General features: G+C 69.8%; 24 protein-coding genes. 11 read left to right on the top strand and 13 right to left on the bottom strand.

Features of this window, described 5'->3' with window-relative positions; translation table 11 throughout:
* Window positions 1–109 precede the first annotated feature (109 nt).
* The 7 genes from ACH34T_RS09020 to ACH34T_RS08990 form a co-directional block, all read right to left on the bottom strand.
* Window positions 110–862 carry a CHAP domain-containing protein gene (locus ACH34T_RS09020; protein ID WP_395991536.1) on the bottom strand — a complete coding sequence of 251 codons (753 nt, stop codon included), beginning with the start codon at window positions 860–862 and terminating at the stop codon, window positions 110–112.
* Complete coding sequence (locus ACH34T_RS09015) at window positions 859–996, bottom strand: hypothetical protein (protein ID WP_395991535.1); 138 nt, start codon at window positions 994–996, stop codon at window positions 859–861. Before ACH34T_RS09015 ends, ACH34T_RS09020 begins: the two co-directional genes overlap by 4 nt.
* A 238-nt stretch (window positions 997–1,234) precedes the next feature.
* The gene (locus ACH34T_RS09010; protein WP_395991534.1) at window positions 1,235–2,800 is read right to left on the bottom strand and encodes an amino acid adenylation domain-containing protein; all 1,566 of its coding nucleotides are present in this window, start codon (window positions 2,798–2,800) and stop codon (window positions 1,235–1,237) included.
* A gap of 38 nt (window positions 2,801–2,838) precedes the next feature.
* Window positions 2,839–3,111 carry an acyl carrier protein gene (locus tag ACH34T_RS09005; RefSeq protein WP_395991533.1) on the bottom strand — a complete coding sequence of 91 codons (273 nt, stop codon included), beginning with the start codon at window positions 3,109–3,111 and terminating at the stop codon, window positions 2,839–2,841.
* Window positions 3,104–4,270, bottom strand: coding sequence for an acyl-CoA dehydrogenase family protein (locus tag ACH34T_RS09000; RefSeq protein WP_395991532.1), 1,167 nt, complete (start codon window positions 4,268–4,270; stop codon window positions 3,104–3,106). The genes ACH34T_RS09005 and ACH34T_RS09000 overlap by 8 nt, the downstream gene beginning before the upstream one ends.
* Window positions 4,271–4,289: 19 nt before the next feature.
* Complete coding sequence (locus ACH34T_RS08995; RefSeq protein WP_395991531.1) at window positions 4,290–5,636, bottom strand: NAD(P)/FAD-dependent oxidoreductase; 1,347 nt, start codon at window positions 5,634–5,636, stop codon at window positions 4,290–4,292.
* A gap of 146 nt (window positions 5,637–5,782) precedes the next feature.
* On the bottom strand, window positions 5,783–7,210 hold the full coding sequence (locus ACH34T_RS08990; protein WP_395991530.1) for an NAD(P)/FAD-dependent oxidoreductase: 1,428 nt from the start codon (window positions 7,208–7,210) through the stop codon (window positions 5,783–5,785).
* Window positions 7,211–8,143: 933 nt separating this feature from the next.
* Between ACH34T_RS08990 and ACH34T_RS08985 the strand changes: the two genes are divergently transcribed.
* The 7 genes from ACH34T_RS08985 to ACH34T_RS08955 all read left to right on the top strand — a co-directional run bounded on the left by ACH34T_RS08985 (window position 8,144) and on the right by ACH34T_RS08955 (window position 13,952).
* Window positions 8,144–9,589 (top strand): ATP-binding protein, encoded by a 1,446-nt coding sequence (locus ACH34T_RS08985; protein ID WP_395991529.1) that lies wholly within the window; start codon window positions 8,144–8,146, stop codon window positions 9,587–9,589.
* Window positions 9,590–9,593: 4 nt separating this feature from the next.
* Complete coding sequence (locus tag ACH34T_RS08980; protein ID WP_395991528.1) at window positions 9,594–10,016, top strand: roadblock/LC7 domain-containing protein; 423 nt, start codon at window positions 9,594–9,596, stop codon at window positions 10,014–10,016.
* The gene (locus tag ACH34T_RS08975; RefSeq protein WP_395991527.1) at window positions 10,013–10,387 is read left to right on the top strand and encodes a DUF742 domain-containing protein; all 375 of its coding nucleotides are present in this window, start codon (window positions 10,013–10,015) and stop codon (window positions 10,385–10,387) included. Before ACH34T_RS08980 ends, ACH34T_RS08975 begins: the two co-directional genes overlap by 4 nt.
* A complete protein-coding gene (locus ACH34T_RS08970; RefSeq protein ID WP_395991526.1) occupies window positions 10,368–10,979 on the top strand; it encodes a GTP-binding protein in 612 nt (203 codons plus the stop codon). The genes ACH34T_RS08975 and ACH34T_RS08970 overlap by 20 nt, the downstream gene beginning before the upstream one ends.
* Window positions 10,980–10,989: 10 nt before the next feature.
* A complete protein-coding gene (locus ACH34T_RS08965) occupies window positions 10,990–12,444 on the top strand; it encodes a cytochrome P450 (protein WP_395991525.1) in 1,455 nt (484 codons plus the stop codon).
* Between the two features lie 99 nt (window positions 12,445–12,543).
* Window positions 12,544–13,122 (top strand): dihydrofolate reductase family protein, encoded by a 579-nt coding sequence (locus ACH34T_RS08960; RefSeq protein ID WP_395991524.1) that lies wholly within the window; start codon window positions 12,544–12,546, stop codon window positions 13,120–13,122.
* Between the two features lie 344 nt (window positions 13,123–13,466).
* Window positions 13,467–13,952 carry a hypothetical protein gene (locus tag ACH34T_RS08955; RefSeq protein ID WP_395991523.1) on the top strand — a complete coding sequence of 162 codons (486 nt, stop codon included), beginning with the start codon at window positions 13,467–13,469 and terminating at the stop codon, window positions 13,950–13,952.
* 81 nt (window positions 13,953–14,033) lie between these two features.
* Here ACH34T_RS08955 and ACH34T_RS08950 read toward each other — a convergent pair whose 3' ends face one another.
* The 6 genes from ACH34T_RS08950 to ACH34T_RS08925 are packed head-to-tail and all read right to left on the bottom strand — an operon-like array spanning window position 14,034 to window position 19,401.
* Entirely contained in the window at window positions 14,034–14,702 is a 669-nt protein-coding gene (locus ACH34T_RS08950) for a flavin reductase family protein (protein ID WP_395991522.1), read from the bottom strand.
* Between the two features lie 8 nt (window positions 14,703–14,710).
* The gene (locus ACH34T_RS08945; RefSeq protein ID WP_395991521.1) at window positions 14,711–15,544 is read right to left on the bottom strand and encodes an ABC transporter ATP-binding protein; all 834 of its coding nucleotides are present in this window, start codon (window positions 15,542–15,544) and stop codon (window positions 14,711–14,713) included.
* Window positions 15,544–16,557, bottom strand: a complete 1,014-nt coding sequence (locus ACH34T_RS08940; RefSeq protein WP_395991520.1) for a branched-chain amino acid ABC transporter permease — start codon at window positions 16,555–16,557, stop codon at window positions 15,544–15,546. The genes ACH34T_RS08945 and ACH34T_RS08940 overlap by 1 nt, the downstream gene beginning before the upstream one ends.
* Window positions 16,554–17,432, bottom strand: coding sequence for a branched-chain amino acid ABC transporter permease (locus tag ACH34T_RS08935; RefSeq protein WP_395991519.1), 879 nt, complete (start codon window positions 17,430–17,432; stop codon window positions 16,554–16,556). Before ACH34T_RS08935 ends, ACH34T_RS08940 begins: the two co-directional genes overlap by 4 nt.
* Before the next feature lie 45 nt (window positions 17,433–17,477).
* Window positions 17,478–18,635, bottom strand: coding sequence for a branched-chain amino acid ABC transporter substrate-binding protein (locus ACH34T_RS08930; protein ID WP_395991518.1), 1,158 nt, complete (start codon window positions 18,633–18,635; stop codon window positions 17,478–17,480).
* Window positions 18,636–18,669: 34 nt separating this feature from the next.
* The gene (locus ACH34T_RS08925; RefSeq protein WP_395991517.1) at window positions 18,670–19,401 is read right to left on the bottom strand and encodes an ABC transporter ATP-binding protein; all 732 of its coding nucleotides are present in this window, start codon (window positions 19,399–19,401) and stop codon (window positions 18,670–18,672) included.
* Between the two features lie 363 nt (window positions 19,402–19,764).
* On the opposite strand from ACH34T_RS08925, the gene ACH34T_RS08920 reads away from it, so the two are divergent.
* The 4 genes from ACH34T_RS08920 to meaB all read left to right on the top strand — a co-directional run bounded on the left by ACH34T_RS08920 (window position 19,765) and on the right by meaB (window position 24,425).
* On the top strand, window positions 19,765–20,490 hold the full coding sequence (locus tag ACH34T_RS08920) for a GntR family transcriptional regulator (RefSeq protein ID WP_395991516.1): 726 nt from the start codon (window positions 19,765–19,767) through the stop codon (window positions 20,488–20,490).
* 160 nt (window positions 20,491–20,650) lie between these two features.
* Window positions 20,651–21,127: a (2Fe-2S)-binding protein gene (locus tag ACH34T_RS08915; protein ID WP_395991515.1), complete on the top strand. Its 477-nt coding sequence runs from the start codon at window positions 20,651–20,653 to the stop codon at window positions 21,125–21,127.
* Window positions 21,124–23,466, top strand: coding sequence for a xanthine dehydrogenase family protein molybdopterin-binding subunit (locus tag ACH34T_RS08910; RefSeq protein ID WP_395991514.1), 2,343 nt, complete (start codon window positions 21,124–21,126; stop codon window positions 23,464–23,466). The genes ACH34T_RS08915 and ACH34T_RS08910 overlap by 4 nt, the downstream gene beginning before the upstream one ends.
* A complete protein-coding gene (gene meaB, locus ACH34T_RS08905; protein WP_395991513.1) occupies window positions 23,463–24,425 on the top strand; it encodes a methylmalonyl Co-A mutase-associated GTPase MeaB in 963 nt (320 codons plus the stop codon). The genes ACH34T_RS08910 and meaB overlap by 4 nt, the downstream gene beginning before the upstream one ends.
* Window positions 24,426–24,484 lie beyond the last annotated feature (59 nt).

The raw sequence follows: 24,484 nt of genomic DNA, 5'->3' as shown, positions 1-24,484 counted from the left end.
TGGCTCGATGAATAATCCGGCCGGAATTGCGCGCGATAAATGCGGCCCGGCATGACCGCGGCCCGCCACCGAGGGGGTGGCGGGCCGCAGGGTAAGGACGCCCGTCCGTTCACTTGCCTCCCTGCACGCGGGCGATGGCCGTGAACAGCTGCGCGTAGGCCCAGCCGTCCACCTGGTCCCCGAACCCCGGCTTCGCCGACGAGCCCACGGACTTGCGCACCAGCCGCAGCGCCTCCGCCGTCTTCGCGCCGTACTCGCTGTCCGTCTCCCCGAGCGCCGCGCCCTGCCCGGCCGCCCGGATCAGCTCCTGGAGCGCCTTGACGGCCTCCCCCTTGTCGCCCTTCTTCAGCCCGATCAACGGATCCTCCTCCTGCGACGACGACCCGTCGGACGACGAGCCGTAGGCCGGGCGCCCGTACCCGGCGATCACACCGGCGGCCCGGACGCGCCGGCGCACCGCGTCCCCCGTGTTGGCCTCGATGGTCTGCACCCGCCCACCGCCGAGGACCTTCTCGACCACGCCGACGTGGTCGATCGCCCCGATGGAGTCCGTCGCGCCCCAGTCGAAGAACACGATGTCGCCGGGCTTCGCCCGGTTGACGCTCGCGGCCGAGCCGCCGTGCCAGCGGCCGATCTTCTGGAAATCCTGCGCGTGCCACACCGTGAAAGCCCTGTCCCCGCCCGGCAGGACGGACCCGGCGTTCCCGCTGTGCCGCGCCCAATACGTGACAGCCATATCGCACCACTCGGCACGAAGAAACGCGTTCCCGTGCCGGGACGAGTACTCGCGGCTAATCGTGTTGGGACGGCCCGACATCCCGATCGTCTTGCGCGCCTCGGCGATCATTCCCGCGGCGCTCATCCAGCGTCCGTCCCGTGGAAGAACCCATCGGCGTCAGGCTCGCCGTACAACTCCTGGAGAACCTTCTCCTCATCGGCCTCAGTCACGCCGGCACCGTTTTTCGGCACTGGCGGCATCGGCTCCGTCTCGTCCATACAACCCCTCTCGACTGGTCGCCGCGGTCGGCCGCCCATTGAGCCGCCCACCCCATCCCGCCACACTGCACCGCTCCAACATCGAAATCCCGGAGTTCGACGACCGTTTTCCCACCGTCCCACCCCCCTTCATCCGGCTTTCTTCGCGCGCGTCCATTAGGAGCGAGTAAGGGCGATCGGCGTCCTATCCGCCGCCCCCGATCGACCGTCTGGCCCTGCCTCGCCCTGGCCGCCGACCTCAACGGGGCTCGGCTGCCGCGGCCAAGTCCCGCAGGGCGCGGCGGTCGGTCTTGCCGGTGGAGGTCTTGGGAAGTGAGTCGAGCAGCTCGAAGCGGTGCGGAACCATGTAGGGCGGCAAGCGTCGCGCGCAATGCCTGGCGAGTTCCGCCGCCGAGACCCCGGGAGCCACGACGGACCCGACGATCCTGTTGGTGATGTCCGGGTCGGGGACGGCCAGGACCGCGCATTCCGCGACCGAGGGATGGCCGTGGAGCACGATCTCGACCTCGCCGAGCTCGATCCGGTGTCCGGCGCTCTTGACCTGGTCGTCGCGCCGTCCGTGGAAATGGTGGACGCCGTCGCCGTCCACCCGGACGAGATCGCCGGTGGCGTAGAAGACGCCTTGGGCGCCCGGCAGGCGGACCAGGGCCCGCTCCGTGCGGTCCGGATCGTTCCAGTACCCGCGCATCACCGTGGGACCCCGTACGTACAGTTCGCCGACCTCGCCCGCCCGCACCGGCGTTCCGTCATCGCCGATCACGGTGGTCGACACGCCTGGGACGGGCCGGCCGATCGGAACGGGAGTGCCCGGGTCGATCGGCCGCCGGACCTGCGTCCATGTGCACACGTTGGTCTCCGTCGGCCCGTACAGGTTCGCCAGGCGGGCGTGTGGCGCGAGGTCCGCCAGCTCCGCCAGACGCGGCGCGGGGAACACCTCGCCGGCGAAAAGGATCACTCTGAGCCCGGCCAGGTCGCGCGGGACGGGACGGCCGTGCCGCAGGAGCAGGGTCAGGGCCGACGGCGTCGAGTACCACACCGTGATCTCCCGGCTCCGGACGAAACTCGCCAGCTCGGCGGGGAAGACCGAGACGCGGCGTGGGACGAGGACGAGGGTGGCCGCCGCCGCGGCCGAGGCGAAGACGTCGAAGACCGACAGGTCGAAGTGCAGCGGGGCGAAGGAGGCCACCCGGTCGGCGCCGGTGACGGCGAACTCCTCGGCCGCCCAACGGACGAACGCCAGCCCGTTGCGGTGGGTGAAGGCCGCCCCTTTGGGGACCCCGGTCGAACCGGACGTGTAGAGGATGTAAGCGAGGTCGTCCCCGCCCGCCTTCGCCCGCACGTGGTCCGCGGACACCGATTCCGCGGACGCCGAGGATGTCGCGGCCTCCCCGGCGCACACCTCCGCGACACTGAGGACGCGTGTGTTCCCGGCCGGTTCCCCTCGCGGCGTCCCGGCCGGTTCCTCGCGTAGCGTCTCGGCATCGTCCGGGTCCCGGCACAGCAGCAGGCGTGGGGAGCAGTCCGTGATTATCCGCCGTCGCCTCGCGGGCGGCGCCTGCGGGTCGAGCGGCACGTAGGCCGCGCCCGCCGCCAGCACACCGTAGATCGAGACGATCGCCTCGGCGGACTTGTCCAGCAGGATGGCGACGCGGTCACCCCGCCCCACCCCGGCTTCGCGCAGGACGCGGGCGAGCCGGTTCACCGCGCGGTCGAGTTCGGCGTAGGTGAGGACACGGTCGCCGTCGACGAGCGCCGCCTTGCCGGGATGGCCGGCGGCGGCCTCGCTCAGCAGCCGGTGCAGCACAGGGCCCTCCTCACGGCGTACTCCTCACGGCGTGCTCCTCATTGGGTCTGGGCCTCGGCCTGGTTCGCCAGCTTGCGCGCCACGAACCCGGCGATCTTGTTGAGGGTCTCGAAGTTGTCGGCGACCAGCTCCGCCGGGTCGACCTCGATGAGGAAGCGCCGCTCCAGGAACGAGGCGACCTCCAGGACCCCGAGGGAGTCCAGAACCTGCTCGTCGATGAGCGAGCCGTCGGCGTCGAGGCCCTCCCGCAGGCCCGGCCGCCTCATCCGTCCGAGGATGAAGTCCCGCACCACGGTGGCAACGTCATTCATCGTCATGCCGTCCTATCTGCGTGCCCACGCCCATCAGGCGGGCGATCTCGTCACGCATGATCTCTGAGGTACCTGAGTGCAGCCGACCGGCCACCGCGTCGCGCAGGTCGCGTTCCAGCCCGTACTCGGTCAGGTAGCCGTAGCCGCCGTGCAGCTGCACCGCGTCCAGCCCGGACGCGACCATGCTCTCCGCGAGGTGGAGCTTGGCCATGGCCGACTCCAGCCGGGCCGGCCGGCCCTGGTCGATCAACCACGCCAGGCGGTACAGGAGGAGGCGCGCGGACTCCTGGCGCAGGCGCATGTCGACCAGGCGGTGCGCCACGCTCTGGAACGCGCCGATGGGCTGCCCGAACTGCCGGCGTTCCCGCGCGTGGACGAGGCACCGCTCCAGGTTCCGGCGCATGGTGCCGACCGGTCCGGCGAGGATGAAGGCGCGCTCGCGCTCCATCGCCCAGGTGAAGATCGGCATTCCCGCCCCGGCGGGGCCGAGGAGCTCGGCGGGGCAGCCGTCGAACGAGACCTCGGCCATGGGGGAGGTCCGCAGTCCCATCTTGGCCAGGGGCTCGCCGACGTGGACGCCCGGGGCGTCCCCCTCGACCAGGAACGCCGAGACCCCCGCGAAGCCGCGGCCGCGGTCGGTGCTCGCGAAGACGAGGAACAGACCGGCCATCGGCGCGTTGGTGACGAAGGTCTTGCTCCCGTCCAGGCGGAAGCCGTCACCGTCCTTGCTCGCCACGGTGCGCAGGGCGAACGCGTCGGAGCCCGATTCGGCCTCGGACATGGCGTGCGCGGTGATCAGCGACCCGGCGCAGATCGGGGGCAGGTACCGTTCGCGCTGCTCGGGGCTGCCGAACCGCGCCAGGGGCGCGGTGCACGCCCAGAGGTGCGCGTTCAACGAGAAGATCAGGCCGTTGTCCCGGCAGCCGTAGCCCAGGGCCTCTAGGGCCACGACGATGCTCGTGGCGTCCGCCTCCGAGCCTCCGTAGACACGCGGGACCGGCAGTCCCGTCAGACCCAGTTCGGCGCATCTCACCCAGTTGCGCGCGGAGAACAGGCTCCGCTCCTCGCGGGATGCGAGGTCGTCGTTCAGCTCCGCCCGCGCGAACTCGGCGATCGACTCGCGCAGTTCGCGCTGTTCCCCGGAGAGTTCGAAATCCACCGGCTCTCCCGTCCGCCGCTCAGAACCCGGGTTCCATCGCGGGAGCGCGCAGGCTGCCGAGATGGCGGTGCCACAGATGCCGGGGGTTCTCCTCGACCTGCCGGGTGACGGCACGCATCTTCGTCAGCGCGGCGGGTTCGTCCTCCTCGTAGAAGCAGCCCTGGAGCATCTGGATCACGTCCAGGCGGTAGCGCGGGTCCTGGACGAACGCCGTGTACAGGACGTTGAGCCGGTAGTAGATGGAGATGAACTCGTACCAGTTGCGCATCGCGCGGCGCATCAGGGTCTCGTAGTTCGCGAAGCTCCGCTTGGTGAAGCCTCCCGTCTCCGCCGCCGCGATGATGTCCTGAGCGGCCAGCCGGGCGCCGTTGAGGGCGACGCTGACGCCGCTGGAGAAGATCGGATCGACGAACCGCGCCGCGTCGCCGACGGCGACCCAGCCGTCGCCGCAGATCTGCCGCACCCCGTAGCTGTAGTCGCCCTCATGGCGGAACGGGCGGACCCGCTCGGCGCCCTTCAGCGCTTCGAGGAGTTCGGGCCGGCTGCCCACGCATTCCCAGAAGAACGCCTCCCGGTCGGAACGCGAGGCCGCGAACCGGGACTTCTGGGTGACCACGCCCACACTGGTGATCGTCTCGGTGATCGGGATCTGCCACACCCAGGTGTCGATCAGCGGAAGGAAGTGGATGAAGATGAACGTGGCCTTGTCCTTGGTGACGGCCACCGCGGTCCGGTCCAGCCCGTCGAACCAGGTGTGGATGGCGTACTGGTTGAAGACCGGGTCCGGGACCTTGAGCCGGAGCCTGTTGCCCAGGAACGTGTCGCGGCCGCTCGCGTCGACGACCACGCGGGCCGTGAGGTCGACGTCGCGGCCGCCGCCCATGGCGACCTTCAGCCTCTTGCTCGTCCCGGACAGGTCGACGCCGCGCACCCGCGCTCGCTGGTGGACCTTCGCGCCGAGCGAGGCCGCGTGTTCGAGGAGCAGCAGATCGAAAGCGCCGCGGTCCACGTGGTAGGTGTAGTCCTGATGGACGCCCGGCTGGTCGCGTTCGCTGAACCGGGTGCTCGCCTCACGGAACCCGTGCGGCAGGTCGAAATCCAGGGTCGGCACGTCCTGGGAGACCGCCGAGGTCCAGGCGGCCCCGTACTTGCGGGGGAATCCGGCCGTGTCCACGGCGGGCAGCGCGCCGATCTCGTCCAGCACCGGGGTGGTGGCCGGCACCAGCGACTCCCCGACGTGCGGCCGGGGGAACTCCGCGCTTTCCAGCACCGTGCAGGACAGCCCGGCCTTGGCCAGGTACGAGGCGGTGGTCGAGCCCGCGGGCCCCCCGCCGATGATCGCCACATCGAAGTCGGTCGTTGCCATGGCGCCCTCCTGGACGTGTCACGGTTTCGGACGAGCTTGGATCCGGGGGAGGACGCCGATTCGGGCGCCCGTCCCGTCTGGACGACGCGCGGGAGGCGACGGGATCGAGGCCATGTCGAGCGGGATCAAGGCCATGTCGAGGAGGCTCATGCCGGATCGGTGCGAGCCAGCCCGAGCCGCGGGTCCGTCACCAGGCGCAGCCCCGTGGCCGGATCGAAGATGGACCGCACGGCGGCGCCCGCGTCATGCCCCTGCGCCGCCGGGTCCTGCGCCGCCGGGTTCTGTGCCGCTGGGCCCGGTGCCGCCGGGTCCGGTGGGGCCGGGTCCGGTGCCGCGGCGACGTTGTCCGGCCCCGCCCAGCCCGGGGTGTAGCCGGTGTCCTGCAGATCGCTGAGCCCGGAGATGATCCGTGCGAACGCGCCGACCGGCGCGTGGTATCTCTCGCCGTCCTTGACCAGCCGCTGGGCCTGCCAGAAGTAGGTCTCCTTGCCCCGATACTGCTGGTACATCAGCGACACCAGCCGCAGGAAGCGGTCGTAGGCCCGCCGGTAGGAATGGTCGAAGAAGCCGAGGGCCTCGTCCTCCGGCACCGTGCCGTCCAGCGTCGCGGTGACCGCGGCCGCTCCCATCAGGGCGCTGAACATCGCCAGGTGCGTACCGGTGGACAGCAGGGGATCAAGGAAGCATGCCGCGTCCCCCAGGACGACATGTCCTGGCCCGCAGAAGCGGTCCGCGACGTAGGAGTAGTCCTGCTCGACCCTGGCCGGTGCCTGAAACCGTCCCATGGACACGAGCTTGCTGACCGTGTCCGACTCCCGGACGAAGGCCAGCAGCAGTTCCTCAAGCGTCGGGTAGTCGCGCCTGCGCGTCTGGAAGATGTCCCGGTGGGTTACGAATCCCACGCTGAGCCGCTTGCCGGCCAGCGGGATCACCCAGTACCAGCCGTCCGGGGAGGAGATGGCGTTGAGCCCGCCCTCCGGCGATCCAGGCAGGGTCTCACCGCCCTGCCAATACCCCCAGATCGCCACGTTGCGGAACACCTCGTGCGGTGTGCGGTCCCGGTGGTACCGGGTCGACAGCAGCCCGGCCCTGCCGGAGGCGTCGACCAGGAAGTCGCCCTGGGCGGTCATCTGCTGGTTGTCGCCCTGGCGCGTCCAGACGAGTCCCGTCGGCCGCGGCCCGTCGAACAGCACCTGCCGGACGTGCGCCCCCTCGATGACCTCGACTCCCTGAGCTCGGGCGTTGTCCAGCAGCAGCCGGTCGAATTCGCCGCGGTCCACCTGCCACGAATAGACCTGCGTGCCGAAGTTGCCGGACCAGTCCACGCCCCAGTCCTCGGCGCCCCACCGGAACAGGCCGCCGCGTTTGATCTGGAATCCGTGATCGGCGACCGCGGGCCCGGCCCCGGACAGTTCCAGAACCGCACGGCACGACGGGGCGAGCGATTCTCCGATGTGATAACGGGGGAAGGCCTCGCGCTCGAAGAGGCGGACCCGCAATCCCGCCCGGGCGAGCAGCGCCGCTGCGGTGCTGCCGGCGGGGCCGCCACCCACGACCAGCACAGTCTTGCCCATGTTCCCGACCTTTCAGCATGGCCGCCGCCAGCACGGCAAGGACGCGGGACCGCACGAACGTGCACCGATCGAATCCCACCAGAAGGGTTAAATCAGGCACTTCGGGCTTGGTGCTGTCACATGCTGTCGTAGCACTTTAAACCCGCCTATATCCGGCTGGTGACATCCCTGAGCAGTCTCGTCAGCATCCCCTGTGGTCGGACGGAACTCAGGCGTCCGGGATGCGGACCCGGGCGCCCCACCACCCTGAACCGCGCTTCAGCCCCCCGCGTCCCGACCGGCCAGAGTTTCCCCTGCTCATCACGGTGACCGCTGCACAGAACGGCCCCAGCAGCCGCCCAGTCCGTCGGTCAGGCACCGCGCAAGCCGGCGGGCCCGGCCGAGGTGAAGGATCTTCTGCTGACGAACGTTCAAGCATGTCCTAATACCACTGGGACCCGGTGCGAAGACTTCCCTTTATCCAATTAAACGCCGACCGAATCGGTCGCGCGTCGCCTCATCGAACGCAAGTCCGAACACTCGTGATCTTCGTCGGCGTCGCCGACCCGCCCGCGGCCGCCGACCCGCCCGCCGGCGCGTTGATCAAATGGTGGCGGCCGCATGATATTCGGGTGGACGGCACGTGATCGATCGCCTAATGCAGGTGGTCGAGTCAATTACCACCACAAAACGCCGCAGACCGCCCGCCATTGAAGGGATACGATCGCTTGCGTAGTGTTCTGCTCGCAGATAGGATCCATGCCCGATTACAGGCGTCATGGGAGCCCCCGGGGAATGGCGCTTGCGAAATGCTTATGTAAGCATTTGCGCCTCTATGTCCTATTCAGGGCGTTATTTTCTTCCACAGCGACTGAGGATGTGTCAATGGCACGATCCGGTTCATCGCCAGGAAGCTGGCCTTCCACCACTTCCCTCTGGCTGTCTCCTGTACTCGTGCTCCTCGTGGGCGCGGTCGCGGTGTGGCCGCTGGCGGGCGATGCGCAGGCGATCGGCGCGGTCTGCTGCGTGGCGGCCTCCTGCCTCGTCCTCTCGGCGGAGATCCGCAGGGAACGCGCGGTCTCCCGAGTTCGCCGCGACCACGCGGCCAAGGAGGCGGCCCTGCAGAGACGGCTGGCCGCTCAGGAGAAGGAGAGCCTCCTGCTGGCCACGGAGCTGCTGCCCGCGGCGATGGAACGCCTCCAGAAGGGTGCGCTCGCGGGGGAGGCGCTGAGCGGGCTGAGCCACGACCCCCGGTTCAGCCGGGAGCTGGGAGCCGCCCACGAGGCGGTGCTGAGTTCGGTGATCGACGCCGTGGAGGCTCAGGAGAGCCTTCGCGACTCCGCCCAGCGCGCCTTCGTGAACATCGCCCGCCGCGTGCAGGCGATCGTCCACCAGCAGGCCGCCGACCTGCGGGAGATGCAGGACAAGCACGGCGGGAACCCCGACGTCTTCGGCGACCTGCTCCACGTGGACCACGGCACCGCGCTGATCGGCCGGCTCGCCGACAGCATCGCCGTTCTGGGCGGAGCGCGGCCGGGACGCCAGTGGCTCCAGAATGTGCCGCTGTTCAACGTGTGCCGGGGAGCCATGTCGCGCATCACCGACTACAAGCGCGTCGACCTGCACTCGGTGGCCGAGTTCGCGATCGTCGGGGCGGCGGTGGAGCCGCTGATCCACGCGCTCGCCGAACTCCTGGACAACGCGACCCGCTACTCGCCGCCGCAGACCCGCGTGTACCTGACCGCGATCGAGGTCCAGTCCGGTGTGGCGGTCGAGATCGAGGACGCCGGGATCGGCCTGACCGAGGAGGCCCGCGCCCGGGCCGAGGAGGCGCTCGCGCAGGCCCAGGCGCCGGCGTCGGCGAACCTGGACCTGGACGACCTCGGTGAGACACCGCGGCTCGGCCTGGCCGTCGTCGGGCGGCTCGCGCGGATGAACGGCTTCACGGTCGCCCTTCGTCCCTCCGTCTACGGGGGTGTCCGCGCGGTGCTGACCGTCCCGAAGGAACTGATCACCGTGGCCCCCGATTCCGGCGGCCGGATCGCACGCGCCGCGACCCTGCCGCCACCGCGGTCGGGCGCGGCGGGCCTCACCGGCCCGAGCAAGGCCGTCGGCATGGACGCGCAGGCCGGCGAGTTCTCGCGCAACGCCAACGGCCTGCCCCAGCGCCAGAGCAGGCGCAGGGCCCCGGCGCCCGCGGGCGCCCAGCCCACCGGCACGCCTCCCGCCCGGGCGCCCCGGCGGTCCGAGCAGCCTGCGACGCCGCCGGAGGGATCCGCGGCGGCGCCGGTGGAACCCGGAATGTGGCTGGCCGCGTTCCAGGACGGCATCTCCGGAAACTCCTCCGCGGGAGACGCCGAGAGTCCGAAGAGTGACACGTCACTGGGCAAGGACGAATGAGCGCATGACACAGCAGCGGCTGAACCTGGACTGGCTCCTCAAGGACCTGGCGACCAGCGTTCCTCAGACACGCCACGTCGTCGTGCTGTCGTCCGACGGGCTGAGCATCGCGGAACTGGGCGCGGTGAAGGAGCCGGACGGCGGCACGGACACCGCCGACCGCGTCGCGGCGGCGTGCGCCGGGCTGCAGAGCCTGGCCGCGGCGATCGCCCTTGAGTTCCCGCACGGCGAGGGCCGGATGCGCCTCGTGGTGATCGAGCTTGACGGCGGCTTCTTCTACCTGATGGCGGCGGGTCAGGGCGCCTACCTGGCGGTGCTCGCCGACGAGGGGGTCGACTCAGGGCTGATGGGGCAGCGCATGCGAGATCTGGTGGCCCGTATCGGGGAGCATCTGAGCAGCGCGCCACGGTCGGACGAGCCCATATGAGCGGACCCGACGGGAAAGCCTGGCAAGACTGGGCCAAGGGCAGCCCGGAACGGCTCTACGTGGTCACGGCCGGCCGTACCCGCCCGGCCGCCGAGCACGCCCTGTTCGATCTCGTCACATTGATCGTGTCGCGAAGCGGTCCAGGGCCGGGCATGCATCCGGAACACGCGGCCATTCTCGATATCTGTACCAATCCACTGTCGATAGCCGAGATCTCCGCCCACCTGTCCCTGCCGGCCAGCACGGTCACCGTGCTCGTCGGGGACCTGGTGGACGGCGGACACGTGGAGGCTCGGGCCCCCGTACGGGCCACGACCCACCCCGACGTCGCACTTTTGGAGGCGGTGATGGATGGGCTTTCCAGCATCTGACACCCGGGCCGGGCCGGCGAAGCGGGACGCCCTGCCCGCGTCGACCTCGGCGGCGGTCAAGGTCGTGATCGTCGGGGGTTTCGGGGTCGGGAAGACGACCCTGGTCGAGGCGGTGAGCGAGATCCGGCCGCTGACCACCGAGGAGACCATGACCCAGGCCGGTGTCGGCGTGGACGACACCGTCGGCGTCGAGAACAAGACCGTGACCACCGTCGCGATGGACTTCGGCCGGATCACCCTGAACAAGGAACTGGTGCTCTACCTGTTCGGCACACCTGGGCAGGAGCGTTTCTGGTTCTTGTGGAAAGGGCTGTTCGAGGGCGCGCTCGGGGCCGTGGTCCTGATCGACACCCGGCGGCTGGAAGCCAGCTTCGACGTCCTGGGCCGGCTTGAGGAACTCGATATGCGGTTCATCGTGGCCATCAACCGCTTCCCCGACTCGTCGCCCCACCCGGTGGACGAGATCCGCGCGGCCCTGGACCTGCCCGAGTCCGTCCCCATCGTCGAGTGCGACGCCCGTGACCGGGCATCCAGCCGCGACACCCTGATGGCGCTGATGCGCTACCTGTACACGCTCAGCACCGTGACCTAGGAGCGAACCAGTGACCCCGGACCCCCACACCGCCTCAGAGCTGAACGCCGACGCCGCCGTCCCGCCACCCCAGTGCCCGGCGCATGCGGCCCACGGAGAAACCGGCCTCGTGAACCTGTTCTCTCCCGAGGTCGTGGCGGACCCCATGCCCACCTACGAGCGGCTTCGGGCAAAGCACGGGCCCGTGGCGCCGGTCCTGCTGGACGGCGATCTCCCGGCCTGGCTGGTCCTGGGCCACCGGGAGAATCTGGAAGTCGCCCGTACGACCACCCGCTTCAGCCGGGACTCCCGGATCTGGACCCTGTTCAAGGAGGACAGGGTCCCCGCCGACTCGCCGTTGCTGCCGACGACCCAGTGGAGCCCCACCGTCCGGTTCACCGACGGCGACGAGCACCGCAGGCTGCGGGCCGCCTTCAACGACAGCCTGGGCCGTCTGAACCGCCGCGGCATCCGCCGTCACGTCACCCGGATCGCCGACGACCTGATCGACGGGTTCTGCGCCAAGGGAGAGGCCGATCTGGTCCTCCAGTTCGCCCAGCACCTGCCCATCTTCGTCATGGTGCGGCTCCTCGGCATGCCGGACGGGGCAGGTCCGCTCCTGGTCAAGGCCACAGAGGACATCGTGACCGGCGCGAAGACGGCGGTCGAGAGCAACAAGCAGATCGTCTCGGTGCTGACCCAGGCCGTGACGGCCAAGCGGTCCGCCCCCGGCAACGACATCATTTCCTGGTTGCTGGGCCACTCCGTCGGTCTCAGCGACGCGGAGGTGATGCAGAACCTGCGGCCCACCCTCATCATCTCGAACGAGACCACGGTCAGCCTGCTCGCGAGCACGGTGCGGATGGTGCTCACCGATCCCCGTTTCCGCGCCTCCCTGGCGGGCGGCCACATGACGCTGTCCGACGCCGTGGAGCAGATCCTGTGGGACGAGCCGCCGTTCAGGGTCGTCCCCGGACGGTGGGCCATCGCCGACACGGAGCTGGGCGGACAGAAGATCAAGGCGGGGGACATGCTCCTGCTCGGCCTGGCCGCCGGCAACAGGGACCCCGCCGTCCGGCCCGATGTGCTCGCCCCCCTGTTCGGCAACCGCTCCCACCTCGCCTTCGGCGGCGGCTCGCACGAGTGCCCCGGCCAGGAGATCAGCCGGGCCATCGTCGAGACGGGGATCGACACCCTGCTCACGCGCCTGCCCGATCTGAACCTCGCCGTGCCCGAGGACGAGCTCCGCTGGGACACGGCCTGGATGACCCGCCGCCTCGCCGGGCTTCCCGTCACCTTCACTCCCCGGCGTCCCTCGTCCGGCAACCGCCCGGCACCGGAAACGGCCGCCCAGCCCCCCATCACCGAGCCCGCGACCGGGGCCGGGGAACACACCGCCGACCTGCCGGACAGAGGCCCCCGGCGCCCCGCCGGGAAGTCCTGGTGGGCATCACTGCGGCACCGTGTTCTGCGCCGCCTGCGGTGACCTGCAACTGCCGGCTGAAGTTTCTCCGGTGGGCTGTCGATTTCTCCGGTGCCCGTACGTCGGTGGGGTGACCTACCAACGAACGCCAGGAGGCGTGGCATGCGCAAACTCATCGCGGCGATGAAGATATCCATCGACGGCAAGACGGAAGGCCCGGACGGCAACGCGGACTGGGTGGCGGCCTGGTCCGAAGACTACGACCTGACCGCCCAGGTGGACGCGTGCGTGCTCGGCGCAAAAATGTACACGGGCTACGAGTCGTACTGGACCGCGATCCAGAACGAGCCCGAGGGAGACCACTGGATCACCGGCAAGCCGCCCACGCCGGGTGAACTGGAGTGGGCGCGCTTCGCCGCGCGTACCCCGCACTACGTGCTGTCGAGCACCATGGAGTCGGCGCAGTGGCCGAACACGTCGTTCCTGCGCGGCATCGACGAGATCGCCGCGCTCAAGGAAAAGCCCGGCAAAGACATCTACCTGATGGGCGGCGCTCAGACCACCGCCACCCTGATCGACGCCGGACTGGTGGACGAACTCCGGCTCATCGTCTACCCGGTCATCGCCGGGAAGGGAACGTCCCTCTTCTCGGGGACGCAGCAGCGCCACGGCCTGGACCTCCAAAAGGTCGAGCAGTTGCCCGACGGCCTAGTAAGCCTCATCTACGCCTCAGCCACCTGAACACATCAAGGAAAACACACACCCCATCGGCAACTCACTGACAGACCACACCTACCGGCCCGGCCGGGCCGGCCCAGCCCGGTCCTGCCGGGTCGGCTCCGGCCGCGTGCGGGGACGACCCGACCCGCCGCGTGGCCCCCTGACGGCCGCCCGCAGGCACCGGCGGCGCGCTGGCCCGCCCGGGCGATCGTAGAGTCCACACCCACCTCCAGGTGGTCATTTCCTGCCGCGGGCCCGCACCCTCCACGGGATTCCGTCGATGAGCCGCCGTTCGCTCCACTTCGACGGCAGACCCAGCCCCTTTGACCGCCGGCAGCAGCGTCTCCAAAGAGGTGATACCGAAGATGAACGCGTTGATGGAGCGGTGGGTGCAGACTTGCCGCCGTGAGCTCCTAGACCGCACGCTGATCTGGAACCAGCGTCCCCGCTCCACGCCGAGTATGAACATGCTGCTTGACCTGAGCGGACGTAGGTTCGGCAAGTGCACCGTCGAGGTGTGCGAACGCGCTCTCGCCACTCCCGGCGTGAGCGATTCGCAACGGCGAGACCTGTTGTCCAGGCTCGGCGACTGTCGGCTGGTCTACTTTCCGGCCGAGGGCGGTCTCGACGATCTAGCGACCAGCGTCCGATACGCCGAACAGGCGCTCGACGGACTGGACATGGACGATCCGGAGTGGTCCGACTTCGCCGGAAGCCTTGCGGGCGCACTGCTGCATCGGCACGTGGTCGACGCTCTCGGTGGGCGAGAGCCCGATCCTCGAGACCTCGCCCAGGGGATCAACACCGCGGAGCGGATGCTGGCCGTGGGTACGGGCGTGAGGACGTGGTAGTCCGCCTGGCGGCCCAGGTCGAGCGGGCCCGCCCATGGGCGGGCAATGGCCCCCCGGCGTTCGCGGGCTGAACCGGGGGCGTCATCGCGGCCGGGTTTCCGCCGTGGCCCACGGTGGCACCGGGAATTCGTCCTGCCCGCACTTCGGCGGGGACGGAGCGCGGCTCACCCGGTTCAACTCGGTGCAGAATGTCGGTCCGGGCATCCGGCCCACCGGCCGCAGCCGCTCGACGCGCATGGAGAAGTTCTCGTCGAGCAAGTCGGGATGGAAATGGGCGTGCAGTGCTTTCCCGATGACCAGCATGCTCTCTCCGAGGTCCACGACCGTGTGCAGCGTGCATTCGAAGCTCACCGGCGCCTCGAGGATGCGGGGCGGCGTGACGGTGACGCTCGGCGCCGGAGTCAGGCCGGTGACTTCGAACTCGTCCACGGCGCTTGGGAACTCCAAGGATGAGGTGACCAGCGGTTCGAGCAGGTCGACGGTGGCGATGTTGACGACGAATTCCTCGGTCTCGGTGATGTACCGCAACGTGTCCTTCTGCTCTTGGCCGCTCGTCTTGGTCTTATCTATCGAGACAGCGAGCATCGGAGGAAAGGAGGACACCACGTTGAAAAAGCTGAATGGCGCGATGTTGCGCGTTCCGTCCGCCGCGGCGCAGGACACCCACGCGATCGGACGAGGAATCACGCTGCCCACCAGTAGCTTGTAGATATTCGCTCGGGAAAGGTCGGAGATATCGACTGACGGCATGGGCGGTCCTAGGCGCGGAACGCGGAATCCGGGGTGTCATGCCCGGTTTCCGCTGGTGGCATTTCGGGCGTGGCCGGTGGTTCACCGTCGTCCTCCTCGCCGAGATAGGCGTCGATGACGTCCGATCGGCGCATGATCTCCCCCGGCGGCCCTTCGGCCAGGATCGCGCCGAGGCTGAGCACGGTGACGCGGTCGCAGATGTCCGTCACGACCCGGACATTGTGCTCGACGATCAGCACGGTCAGCCCGGATTCGCGCAGCCGCTCCAGCCGGGCGAGCAGGATGTCGATCTCCTCGTCGTTCATGCCCGACGTCGGTTCGTCCAGGGCGAGCAGCCGGGGGCGCGCCATCAGCGCCCGCGCGATGTCGATCATCTTCAGGTCGCCGCTCGCGATGGTGCCGAGCTCCCGCTCCAGCAGCCCGGGGTCGAGCCCGAGCGACGTGAGCATGTGCTCGCACCGTTCATTGAACTGCCGCTGCTCCTGTGCGGCTTTCCACGGCCGGAACGCGACCGTGTGCCACGGCAGCGTTTTCACCCCGTGTTCGCCCAGCCTCAGCAGATCGGCGACGGTCATGTCCTCGGGCGCCTTCGGATTCTGGAACGTGCGTCCGAGTCCCTTGTTCGTCCTCCGGTGGGCGGCAAGCCGGTTCAGCCGCCCGCCGTCCAGTGTGATCGTCCCGGTGCAGGGGACGAATCCGCTGATCGCGTTCAGCAGCGTGGTCTTGCCGGATCCGTTCGGCCCGATCAGCCCGTGGATCTGGCCGCCGGCGACCGCGACCGACACGTCTCTGAGCACGTGGGCCCCGCCGAAGCGGACGTTGATGTCGGTGAGCTCCAGCACTACGACTCCTCACGCGCGTTCCGCAGGCCGCCGATCCGGCGGGCCGCGGCTCTGCCCACACCCGCGACGCCACCGGGCAGCAGCAACAGCAACAGCAGCGTGGCCAGCCCGTACACCAGGCCGCTCGCCTCGGCGAGATCGAGCATGCCGTGCGATGCGTAGGTGAGCACCAGTGCCGCGACGACCGTTCCGATGCTCGACGAGGCCCCGCCGAACACCACGATCAACAGCAGCAGGACGGCGGCGCCGAGCCCGAAGTCCTGCGGGCCGATGTAGCCGTTCAGCATGGCCATCAGCGCACCGGCGAGACCGGCGAAGGCCCCGGAGACGACCGTGGCGAGGATCCGGGCGCGGTTGATGGCGACACCGGCGGCCTTGGCCATGTATTCGTCGCTCGCCGCCGCCTTCAGCGAAAGGCCGAACCGGGACTTCCGCAAGCAGTGCACCAAGTAGGCGCACACGGCGACGACCGGGATGGCCAGCTGGATGAACAGGTAGGGGTCGACCAGCCGCAGGCCGAGGAGGGAGGTCGCGGCGACGGGATGACCGTTTGAACCGCCGGTCACCGAGCTCTCGTTGACGACCAGCAGGCGCACGCCCTCGGCCAGCGCGAGCGTCGCCAGGACGAAGTAGTGCGACTTGGCCCGCGTCCCGATGACGCCGCTCAGCCCGGAGACGGCCGCGCCCGCCACGATGGCCAGCAGCAGCGTCGGCAGCGGGCCCAGCTCGTCCCCGGCGATCAGCGCGACGGTGTAGCCGCCGACCGCCATCACCGCGGCCTGCGCCAGCGACAGCATCCCGGCGAGCCCGAACACCACCGTGAGGCCGAGCGCCGCGATCGCGTAGACGCAGGCCAGCGAGATCGTCACCAGCGTGGTCTCGGCCGTGCCGCTCACCGCGACCAGGAAGACGGCCGCCGTCGCGGCGAAGCCAAGGGGGCTCAGCGCCGGCCGGACCGGCTCGACGCGCCGATGCCGGCGACGGTAGGAGACCGGGCGATCCATCGAGCTCATACCTGGCGCACCGCCTCGATGTCGTCGCCGAGAAGCCCGCGCACCCGGACCAGGAGGACGAGGGCCATGATGAGATAGGCGACGCCGAGGCCGTACCCGGCGCTGAGGTAGACCTGTGTCAGGCTGATCATCACCGCGATCAGGAATCCGCCGGCGAGTGCGCCGGGCAGGCTGCCGAGGCCACCGAGAACGGCGGCGGTGAACCCGATCGTGCTGAGCTGGAGACCGCCCGTGGGGGTGAGTCCGGTGACCGGCGCGATGAGTGTTCCGGCGAGGCCGGCCAGTATCCCGCCCAGTACGAACGACAGCAGGTACATCCGGGACGGGCTGACCCCGAACAGGGTCACCACCTCGGGGTCCTGCGCACAGCCGCGCATCGCCCTGCCCACTTTGGTCGCCGCGACGAGCCAGAGCAGCGGCAGCACGACCGCTCCGGTGATCCCGATGATGACGACCTGGTACGGGGTGATCGACAGCCCGGCGACCTGCCACGGATCGGTGGAGGCGAAGCTCTCGAGGTAGAGCGGCTGGCTTCCCCAGACGAGATTGATCATGCCTTCGATCACGATCGCGGTGGCGACCGTGGCCAGGATCGGCACGCTGATGTGCCGGGCGCGCAGTGGCGTGAGGACCACCCGTTCCATCAGGAAGGCGAACGCGGCCGCGGCGATGATGCCGCCGAGGGCGGCGACGGGCAGGGGCAGGCCGGCGCGCAGGAGACTGTAGGCGACGTACGGCGCCAGTAGCGCGATACTGCCGTGCGCGAAGTTGACCAGCTTGGTCGTCCGGTAGATCAGCGAGAACCCGATCGCGATGAGGGCGTAGACCGCCCCCGTCGCGACGGCGCTGATGATCGTTTGTCCGAAGATTGTCATCGCAAACCTGCTCGAAGGGAGTGCCGCCGGAAGGGCAGGAACGGGTCAGCCGGCGTTCTGCGGGAGAAGGATGTCGACGAGCTTGCGCTTTCCGTTCTCCCAGGTCCCGGTGATGACGAGTGGATTGACCGGGTCGCCGTTCTCCTGGAAGGCGAAGTCGCCCATTGGCAGGGCCCGGACCTTGACCTTTCGGTAGGCGGTGTTGAACGCGTCCGCGGAGCTTCCCGAGTCGGGGTCGTCGCGCAGGGTGGTCAGCATGGTGGCCGCCATGGTGTAGAAGGACGCGCAGTCCGCGTTCGGTTCGTAGCCGAAGCGGTCCTGCCACTTCTTGCTGAACTTCCGTGCGGTGTCAGACCATTCGGGAAGGAACGGGGTCGAGTAGACGACCTTGTTCGCGATCTGGGTCCCGGCGGTCTTGAGGAAGGTGTCGCTGGAGGCGGTGGTCGGGAAGTAGAGCTTGGCGTTCAGGCCGAGTTGGTCGGCCTGCTTGGCGAGCCGGGCGGCCTGGAGATCGTAGCCCTCCATATAGGCCACACCGACGTTCGCGCGTTTGAGCGCGAGCAGCTGGCCGGCGTAGTCGGTCGCTTCGTATTCGTAGGTCGACTTCGCGACCGGTGCGTTGCCGGCCTCGGTGAATCCGGCGCTTATCGTCTCGTAATTGGCCTTGCCGTAGGGGGTCGTGTCGGTGAGGACGCCGAGCCTGGGGCTCTTGCCGGACTTGCCGAGGATCCATTTCGCGTAGACCTTGTTGGTGACTCCGTCGTGCGTGAGCGTCCGGAAGATGTACTTGTTGCCTTCCGCGGTCAGCGACGGGTCGTAGCTGCCCGAGACGATGGACACCTTCTTGGCCTGGGTGAGGGGAATCGCCGCCCGGGTGTCGCCGGAGCAGACGGTGATCACCGCGATCGGGTTCTTCGACAGGACCTCGCGGGTCGCGGCGACCGCGGCGGAGGGCTCGCACCTGGCGTCGGCCTTGGTCAGCTCGACCTTCCGGTCCCCGGCCTTGCCGCCGAACTCCGCGAGCGCGAGCTCCCATGCGTCGTCGAGCCATTCACCGTAGTAGGCCGATGAACCCGAGTAGGGGGCCGCCAGCCCCACCTTGATCGGACCGCCTCCACCGCTCTCGGCTCGGCCGCATCCGGCGAGGGCGAGTGCGGTGACGGTGCCGCCGGCTATCAGCTTTGTGACCGTGCTGGTTCGCATTGTTCTTTTCCGATCTCATCCGGAATTTCGGCGGTCATGGCCTGCGCGCGTCGCCGATGCCGAGGTAGCCGGCTTCAAGCCGATCCTCGGTCAGCAGTTCGGCGGCGGTTCCGGTCATGACCAAGCGTCCCTCGTCGAGCACCATCCCCCGGTCGGCAACGCGCAGGCTTCTGCGGACGTTCTGTTCCACGAGCAGAATCGCGGTGCCGCGTTTCGCTATCTCGGTCAGCTTTTCGAGTACGTCCAGTTGGTAGGCGGGTGACAGGCCGGTGAGCGGCTCGTCGAGCAGCAGCACCGAGGGCCGTGGCATCAGCGCCCTGCCGATCGCGAGCAGTTGCTGTTCACCGCCGCTGAGGGTGCCGGCGCGCCGTCCGACCCAGTTCGCGAGTGCGGGGAGCATGGTGAGCACGTCGTCCAGTGCCGATGCCAGCGCGTTCGAGCCGGTGAGCTGATACGCGCCGAGTTTCAGGTTGTCCAGGGTCGTCATCCCGGGGATCACCCGGCGACCGGCGGGAACGTGGGCCATTCCGCTGCGGGCGACCCGTTCCGGAGGCAGACCGGCGACCTCCCGGCCCTTCAGCCGGACGCTGCCCCGCCTGCACGGAAGCAGGCCCGACAGCGCACGCAGAAGCGTGGTCTTGCCCGCTCCATTGCGTCCGACCACGGCGAGGATCTCGCCCGATTCGACCGTCAACGACAGGTCGTGCACAACGGCCGGGCCCCGGTGATAGCCGACCTCGATGTCGCTGACAAGCAGGTCCGTCATCGCTGGCTCCACCTCCGCGGTCGGCCCTTTAGTCGGAGTACAATACATTTTATATTCCATAAGTCAAGGAAACTCCGCAGGTCGCCCACAGGAGGAGCCGGTCGTTGGAGCGCGTCGATGCCCGTGAGGGTCGCGCCGACGACGAGTGAGTGGAGGGCGGCCCGGTTGACCTCGAGCGCCAGGTGAACCCGGGCGCGCCGCGCGGGACGAGGAAGCCCCGGACGCCGTCGTCGGTGCGCGCCCGGACGACGGCGATGCCGGCGACACGAAGGCGCGGTCATGACCCGTCCAGGTGGTACCGGATGGCATCCGCCACGCTGTTGACTATAGACTGTAAATTATGAAGCTAAGCATGAGAGTTGTATGTCTGGCAACCCGGCCCAGCAGGGGACGATCATGAACCTGTCCGATCTCACCTCGGGGGAGAAGGTGCGGCGCCCGCGCCTCACCGCTCGTGACGTCGTCGCGGAGGAACTGCGGCGCGGGATCGTGAGCGGGCGGCTGACGCCCGGTACCAAGCTGAACCCGCAGGAGGTCGCCAAGCTGCTCGGGGTGAGCCAGACGCCGGCGAGGGAGGCGATCCAGCTTCTCGCGAGCGAGGGCCTCATCCAGAACGACCCGTTCCGCGGCGCCCAGGTCTCCCCGCTGACCGTCGAGGAGTACGAAGAGCTCTACCTCATGCGGACCGGGATCGAGGGGTTCGCGGCGCGTCTCGGCGCCGAGCGCATCTCCGCTGAAGGCGTCGAGCAGATGGCCACGCTGCTCGCCGAGATGGAGAGCGCGGCCAAGGCGGACGACATCGACGGCTTCTATGAGAACGATCGTCGTTTCCACGAGCTGCACTACCGCGCGACCGGACGCGAGTCGCTGGTCCGCCGCATCATGAACCTGCGTATCGCGACGGAGCGGTACGCGCGGGTCGCGTACCGCATGCCGAAGGTGAACATGGAGGACACGCTGGCCACCCACGGGTCATTACTCGAGGCTGTCCGCGCGGGTGACGGTCCGCGATGCGAAGCCGTCCTGCAGGACGACCTTCGCCGCACTCTGGAGGTCTTCGCGACGGGCTTTCCGAACAACAGGCAGTAGCCGGGCGGTCCCGGGGCCGCACCGGCGCGCATTGACTTTGGCGCGACATGAGGCTTACGCTCCCAAATTATACTTTATAGACTGTTCGATACTACGAGCGACCGCCGTGCCACGAGGAGAACAGGGGAGCGCGTTGCCTGGCGTCTGGGACTCTGACGGCGTGACCCGCATCCGGTGCAACGGAGCGGAATATCGGGTCGACCGGGCCGGTGACCGGTTGCTGATCGACGTGCTGCGCGAGGACCTCCGGCTCACCGGAACCAAGCTCGGCTGCGGCACCGGCGACTGCGGCGCGTGCACCGTGCTGCTGGACGGCCGTCCGGTCAACTCCTGCCTCGTCTACGCGGTCGAGTGCGCCGCGAGCGAGGTCGAGACGGTGGAGCGGGTGTCGCGGGACGGCGCGGGACGGGTGCTCGCCGAGGAACTCGCCGAGGCGGGCGCCGTCCAGTGCGGGTTCTGCACGATGGGCATCCTCGTCATGGCGACCAGCCTGATCGAGTCGAATCCCGCACCCGACCGCGCCGAGATCGAGACCGCGTTGAGCGGGAACCTGTGCCGCTGCACGGGCTATCTGCCGATCGTGCGGGCCGTCGAGTCCGCGGCGCGGCGGGTCGCCGCCGAGCGGGAGCCGGCATGACCTCGCAGGGTTCGACGCCGCTCGTTTCGTCGCTGCTCGGTTCGTCCCTGCACCGGCCCGACGCGGCCGCCAAGGCCGGCGGCCGCGCGCGCTACACCGAGGACTTCCGCCCCGACGGCCTGCTGTACTGCGCGGTCGTCCGCTCGCCGGTCGCCTCGGCGCGCCTGCTGCGCGTCGACACCGGCCGTGCGGTGAAGGCCGCCGGTGTGGTGCGGGTCCTGACCGCCGAGGACCTGCCGGACCGGCGGTGGGGCACGGTGGTGCACGACCAGCCGGTCCTGGCCCGTGATGTCGTGCGGTTCGCCGGTGAACCGGTCGCGCTCGTCGCGGCCGAGACCAAGGCCGAGGCGGAGCGGGCGGCGGCGCTCGTGGAACTGACTCTCGACCCGTCGCCGGCGGCGGTGACGCTGGCCGACGCGTTGCGCGAGGACGGCTGGCAGGTGCACGAGGGACGGCCCAACCGCCACGAGGCCGCGCGGATCCGCCGCGGTGACGTCGACGCGTGCCTGCGGGACGCGCCGTTCGTCGTGACCACGCGCACCGAGTCGCATCGGGTGCACCAGGGCTACCTCGAACCACGGGTGACCCTCGCCGAACCGGACGGCGCCGGTGGGATCGCGGTGACCACCGCCTCGCAGGCGCCTTACGTCGTCCGCCAGGGGCTCGCGGCGCTCCTGGCCCTGCCGATGTCGAAGATCACCGTGCGGGTGCCCGCGCTCGGCGGCGGGTTCGGCGGGAAACTCCATCTCGGGCTCGCCGCGCTCGCGGCGGTCACCTGCCTCGCGACGGACCGGCCGGTGCGGGTCGTCAGCTCCCGCGCGGAGGACATGCGGGCGGGCAACCCGCGGGAGAACTCCATCGTCGAGCTGACCAGCGCCGTCGACCACTCGGGCCGGATCCTCGCACGCCGCGCGATGGTCTACCTCGACTCCGGCGCCTACGCCTTCGACACCCCGATGATCGCCTCGATCGCCGCGCTGCAGGGCGCCGGGCCCTACCGGGTGGACGCCGTCGATCTCGCCGCCGTCCCGGTGGCCACGAACACCTGCCCCACCGGGTCCTTCCGCGGGCCGTCCGGGCCGCAGATGGTGCACGCCGTCGAAACGCACATGGACGAGATCGCCACCGTCGTCGGGCTCGACCCGGTGGCGATCCGGCGGCGCAACCTGCTGCGCTCGGGCGATCGCGGACCGTCCGGGGAGCTCGTGCCCGACGTCGCCATGGGCGAGTGCCTCGACATCGCCGCGCAGCGGCTGGAGACGTGGCGCCGGGACGCGCCGCGGGTCGGCCCGGGACGTCACCGAGGCTACGGCCTCGCGTGCGCGTGGTGGCTGACCTCCGGCGCGCCGTCGAGCGCGACGGTCACCATGAACGAGGACGGCACCGTGACCGTGGCGACCGGCGGAACCGAGATCGGCACCGGAGCCGTCGTCGTCGGGGTGGCCGCCCTTGTCGCGGACGTGCTCGGCGTGCCGTTCGAAACGGTCACCGTGCGCTCGGGCGGTACCGGCGACGGCCTGTACGACTCGGGTTCCAAGGGCAGCCGCACCCTCTACGGCGTCGGCAACGCGGCGGTGATGGCGGCGGACGCGGTCGCGGAGCGGTTGCGCGCGGAGGCGGCGGAACGGCTGGAGGTCGCGCCGGCGGATCTCGTGCTCGCGGGCGGGCGGGTCGGTGTCCGCGGCGTGCCGCAGGCTTCGCTCGCGCTCGCCGACGTGGTGTCCGGCGCGATCAACCGCACCGGCCCGGTCGCCGCCACCGGGCGGTTCCGTGCCGAGCGACCCGTGCTGGAGGGCTCGAGCCTGGAGAACCTGCGCTTCGACGTGTTCAACGAGGCCACTTTTCACTGCCATGCCGCTGAGATCGAGCTGGACACGGAGACCGGCCGGATCGAGGTCGTGCGCTACCTCGCCGTGCACGAGATCGGGACGGTGCTCAATCCCGACGGCGCCCGTGGTCAGGTGGAGGGAGGCGTCGTGCAGGGTCTGGGTTACGCGCTGAGCGAGGTGCTCGACGTCGGCGCGGACGGTGCCGTCCGCAACGCCGACCTCGTCGACTACCGGATGCCGACGATCGCCGACGTCCCCCGGGAGATCGAGACGGTGTTCGTGGAAGGGCATCCGGGGCCGAGCGGCCCGAGGGGAGCCAAGGGCATCGGTGAGCCACCGGTCATCATCCCGGCCGCCACGGTCGGCGCCGCCCTGGGCGACATCCTGGGCGCCACGCCGCACGAGCTGCCCTACGATCCGATCCGCGTGGCGGCGTTCCTCGACGGCATTGACGGTATGGACATTGACGGTAGGGACATTGACGGTAGGGACGAGGCGCGGCGGCCATGACGCTGCTGCGCAGATTGCTCGCCGGTGAGACCCGCGCGCTGGCACGCGCGATCTCCCTGGTCGAGCGCGGTGACCCGGCAGGCGGCGAGCTGGTCGCCCGCGTGCGCGCGCACACCGGCAAGGCCGCGATCACCGGCGTCACCGGCCCGCCCGGAGCGGGCAAGTCCACGCTCGTCGGCGCGCTCGTGGGCGAGCTCCGGACCCGGGACGAACGGGTCGCCGTGCTCTCGGTCGACCCGACATCCCCGTTCACCGGTGGCGCGCTGCTGGGCGACCGGATCCGCATGGTGGACCATTTCCTCGACGACGCCGTGTTCATCCGCTCGCTGGCCAGCCGGGGCAGCGTCGGCGGTCTCGCCGCGGCGGTCCGTCCGGCGGCGCTGCTGGCCGACGCCGCGGGCTACCCGCACGTGCTGATCGAGACCGTCGGGATCGGGCAGGCCGAGGTGGACATCGCCGGTCAGGCGGACACCACCGTGGTCGTGCTCATGCCCGGCGCCGGCGACACCCTCCAGGCGATCAAGGCCGGGATGATGGAGATCCCGGACGTCCTGGTGGTCAACAAGGCCGACCATCCGGGGGCGGACCAGCTCGTCCGGGAGCTCAAGCGCACCGCGGCGCTGCGCGCCCGGCCCGTGCCCATCGTGCGCACCAACGCCCTGACCGGGGACGGGGTCGCCGAGCTGGCCGACGTCCTCGCCGGGCGCCCGCGACGGCGCGCCGACGATGAACAGAGCAGTGCAGGCCGCCGGGACGCGACCGAACGCGAGGTCGTGCGCCTCGCGCTGGACGAGCTGCGGGCCCGGGCCGAACGGGTGCTGCGGGACCGCGACGAGGGCCGGGCGGCGCTCGCCGCCGTGGACGAGGGGCGCCGCGCCCCCGAGGCCGCCGCACGCTGGGTGGTCGCGGAGCTGACCGAGCCCGGGCTGACCGAGCCCGGGCTGACCAAGCCCGGCTGAGAGACCGAGCGGCGCGGCACCCCAAGGGTTTTCACAGCGCCTAGATTATATTATAATAT

The sequence above is a fragment of the Actinomadura sp. 9N215 genome (assembly GCF_044326345.1).
In the GTDB taxonomy this organism is placed as follows: domain Bacteria; phylum Actinomycetota; class Actinomycetes; order Streptosporangiales; family Streptosporangiaceae; genus Spirillospora.
This window is presented reverse-complemented; position numbering and strand designations above follow the sequence as displayed.

Excerpts from the sequence above, each read along its gene's own strand:
- meaB (WP_395991513.1), top strand. The coding sequence starts at position 23,463 with ATGACGCTGCTGCGCAGATTGCTCGCCGGTGAGACCCGCGCGCTGGCA.
- ACH34T_RS08940 (WP_395991520.1), bottom strand. The coding sequence starts at position 16,557 with ATGAGCTCGATGGATCGCCCGGTCTCCTACCGTCGCCGGCATCGGCGC.
- ACH34T_RS08995 (WP_395991531.1), bottom strand. The coding sequence starts at position 5,636 with ATGGCAACGACCGACTTCGATGTGGCGATCATCGGCGGGGGGCCCGCG.
- ACH34T_RS08935 (WP_395991519.1), bottom strand. The coding sequence starts at position 17,432 with ATGACAATCTTCGGACAAACGATCATCAGCGCCGTCGCGACGGGGGCG.
- ACH34T_RS08975 (WP_395991527.1), top strand. The coding sequence starts at position 10,013 with ATGAGCGGACCCGACGGGAAAGCCTGGCAAGACTGGGCCAAGGGCAGC.
- ACH34T_RS09020 (WP_395991536.1), bottom strand. The coding sequence starts at position 862 with ATGAGCGCCGCGGGAATGATCGCCGAGGCGCGCAAGACGATCGGGATG.
- ACH34T_RS08970 (WP_395991526.1), top strand. The coding sequence starts at position 10,368 with ATGGGCTTTCCAGCATCTGACACCCGGGCCGGGCCGGCGAAGCGGGAC.
- ACH34T_RS08925 (WP_395991517.1), bottom strand. The coding sequence starts at position 19,401 with ATGACGGACCTGCTTGTCAGCGACATCGAGGTCGGCTATCACCGGGGC.
- ACH34T_RS08990 (WP_395991530.1), bottom strand. The coding sequence starts at position 7,210 with ATGGGCAAGACTGTGCTGGTCGTGGGTGGCGGCCCCGCCGGCAGCACC.
- ACH34T_RS08950 (WP_395991522.1), bottom strand. The coding sequence starts at position 14,702 with ATGCCGTCAGTCGATATCTCCGACCTTTCCCGAGCGAATATCTACAAG.
- ACH34T_RS08930 (WP_395991518.1), bottom strand. The coding sequence starts at position 18,635 with ATGCGAACCAGCACGGTCACAAAGCTGATAGCCGGCGGCACCGTCACC.
- ACH34T_RS08920 (WP_395991516.1), top strand. The coding sequence starts at position 19,765 with ATGTCTGGCAACCCGGCCCAGCAGGGGACGATCATGAACCTGTCCGAT.
- ACH34T_RS08955 (WP_395991523.1), top strand. The coding sequence starts at position 13,467 with ATGAACGCGTTGATGGAGCGGTGGGTGCAGACTTGCCGCCGTGAGCTC.
- ACH34T_RS08980 (WP_395991528.1), top strand. The coding sequence starts at position 9,594 with ATGACACAGCAGCGGCTGAACCTGGACTGGCTCCTCAAGGACCTGGCG.
- ACH34T_RS08910 (WP_395991514.1), top strand. The coding sequence starts at position 21,124 with ATGACCTCGCAGGGTTCGACGCCGCTCGTTTCGTCGCTGCTCGGTTCG.
- ACH34T_RS09015 (WP_395991535.1), bottom strand. The coding sequence starts at position 996 with ATGGACGAGACGGAGCCGATGCCGCCAGTGCCGAAAAACGGTGCCGGC.
- ACH34T_RS08960 (WP_395991524.1), top strand. The coding sequence starts at position 12,544 with ATGCGCAAACTCATCGCGGCGATGAAGATATCCATCGACGGCAAGACG.
- ACH34T_RS09005 (WP_395991533.1), bottom strand. The coding sequence starts at position 3,111 with ATGAATGACGTTGCCACCGTGGTGCGGGACTTCATCCTCGGACGGATG.